2 protein-coding genes and 1 pseudogene are annotated in these 1,665 nt (G+C 39.9%); 1 reads left to right on the top strand and 2 read right to left on the bottom strand.

What is annotated here, in order from left to right; all coding sequences use genetic code 11:
- Positions 1 to 81: 81 nt before the first annotated feature.
- On the bottom strand, positions 82 to 696 hold the full coding sequence (locus UYI_RS0103070) for a Crp/Fnr family transcriptional regulator (protein WP_016865211.1): 615 nt from the start codon (positions 694 to 696) through the stop codon (positions 82 to 84).
- Between the two features lie 140 nt (positions 697 to 836).
- On the bottom strand, positions 837 to 1,265 hold the full coding sequence (locus UYI_RS0103065) for a MarR family winged helix-turn-helix transcriptional regulator (RefSeq protein WP_016865210.1): 429 nt from the start codon (positions 1,263 to 1,265) through the stop codon (positions 837 to 839).
- A 243-nt stretch (positions 1,266 to 1,508) separates the two neighbouring features.
- On the opposite strand from UYI_RS0103065, the pseudogene UYI_RS38630 reads away from it, so the two are divergent.
- A pseudogene (locus UYI_RS38630) lies at positions 1,509 to 1,658 on the top strand (alkene reductase); the annotation flags it as partial.
- Positions 1,659 to 1,665: the final 7 nt, after the last annotated feature.

The following is a 1,665-nucleotide window of genomic DNA, read 5'->3' as shown; positions in this document are numbered from 1 at the left end:
AATAAAATTGGAATTTTTGCTAACTCTACGTAAACTTATACTAAGACTATGACAATTGTCTTGCTATTTCCTTGATTGCAATCAAGCGGCAGATAAATTTTGTAGTTTAATTTGTAGCCTTGTACGTGTAATTATGCCTTCTCTTTCTAAGCGAGTCAAAGCACGAGAAAGAGTTTCAGGTGTCAAACCTAAATCGACAGCAATATCTTTGAGTGGGCGATCAAAAGTAATGGTTGTCTGTTCGCCTAATTGTGCCATATATTGCAAGTATCGCAACACTCGTTCATGAGCCGCACGGATATCACGCAACTCTAAGCGAATCTTCAAATCATGAATTTTCTGTACTAACATTGCCATAAAATCCTCGGCTAGCTCAGAATTGTGACGCAGCGCGGTTAAAATAGGCTGCTTCGGGTAAATGATTACTCGCGAAGCTACCTCTGCTATGACAGCATAAGGATAAGTATCTGAAAACAACGCAATCTCAGCGATCATTTCTCCCCTTCTAGCAATTGGAAATGTCACTTCTTTACCATCACTGGTATATCGCACTAGTTTCAGTCGTCCTGTTTCCACAACATAAAAAGCTTTTGCCTCATCCCCCTGTTGAAAAAGGCTTTCTTTTGGTTCAAGCTCACGATGTATAATCACATGCCGTAGTTCTGGCGGCAAACTCTCCGGTGATTGCAAATTCATACTATTTACTTATTTACTGCTTATCGCTGGTGAAAAAGAGGGCATAAAAAAAGTAAATTCACATGGCTATGTGTTTTCATATGTGCAGCTTTTAACTAACTTAGCCGGCTAAATAAATTTTCAAACAAACACCTAAAAACTCAAGTTAAATTATTACGGACTTGCATCAGCAATCGTCGAAACAAGAGTCGTTCCTCAAGAGTCAAATTAGCCACGATCTGCTTTTCAACTTCGTGCCACAGTTGAGTGACTGGTTGTTGCAATGCTTGTCCTGCCTCGGTTAAATAAACTTGATAGGAACGAGCATCCTCGGGACACTGGCAACGCTTGAGTAACCCGCATCTTTCCATGCGGTTGAGCATTTTTGTTAAGGTCGGCGGTTCTACTTCCATACGTTCTACTAACTCAGATTGAGTTAGCCCGTCTTCCTCCCACAGATACATCAGCAAAATTTCTTGCCCAAGGTAAAGTCCCAGTTCAGCAAGAGCTGTACTCACGAGATGACGATGTGCTCTAGAAACCAAAACCATCTGATAGCCAATGGTTTCTTGCATCGGTTTAGAGGACATAATTATTTAGCCAACTAACTAAAATTTAGTATACAACTTTCTGCTTTTGTAGCAACAGATATTTGCAAGATTGGAATATTTTTGGCAAGAAGAGGAAAGACAACTGTTGCTGTTGTTCTGTATATAACGAGTAGCTGCTTGGTGTGGAATTAATTGGACAGGCGGCTCAAAGTTTAGCTCATAACTCGCTTGATTTTTGTTTTTGAAGGTAAAGTATGCAAACCGTGGATTTATTAACTAATCTATGGGAAGCTATTCATAGCAAATCCAGATTTACCCCAGCGCTTTCAAGCAGATGCTGAAATAAATCCACCAGATCCGAAAACTTTTTACGGTCTAGGCGATCAGAATTTAGATAAGGGTTACACTGACTATCCTTTTTTGGGGGTATAACTAATAG

The sequence above is a fragment of the Fischerella muscicola PCC 7414 genome (assembly GCF_000317205.1).
GTDB lineage: Bacteria > Cyanobacteriota > Cyanobacteriia > Cyanobacteriales > Nostocaceae > Fischerella > Fischerella muscicola.
This window is presented reverse-complemented; position numbering and strand designations above follow the sequence as displayed.

Coding starts and splice junctions, on each gene's coding strand:
- UYI_RS0103065 (WP_016865210.1), bottom strand. CDS start 1,265: ATGTCCTCTAAACCGATGCAAGAAACCATTGGCTATCAGATGGTTTTG.
- UYI_RS0103070 (WP_016865211.1), bottom strand. CDS start 696: ATGAATTTGCAATCACCGGAGAGTTTGCCGCCAGAACTACGGCATGTG.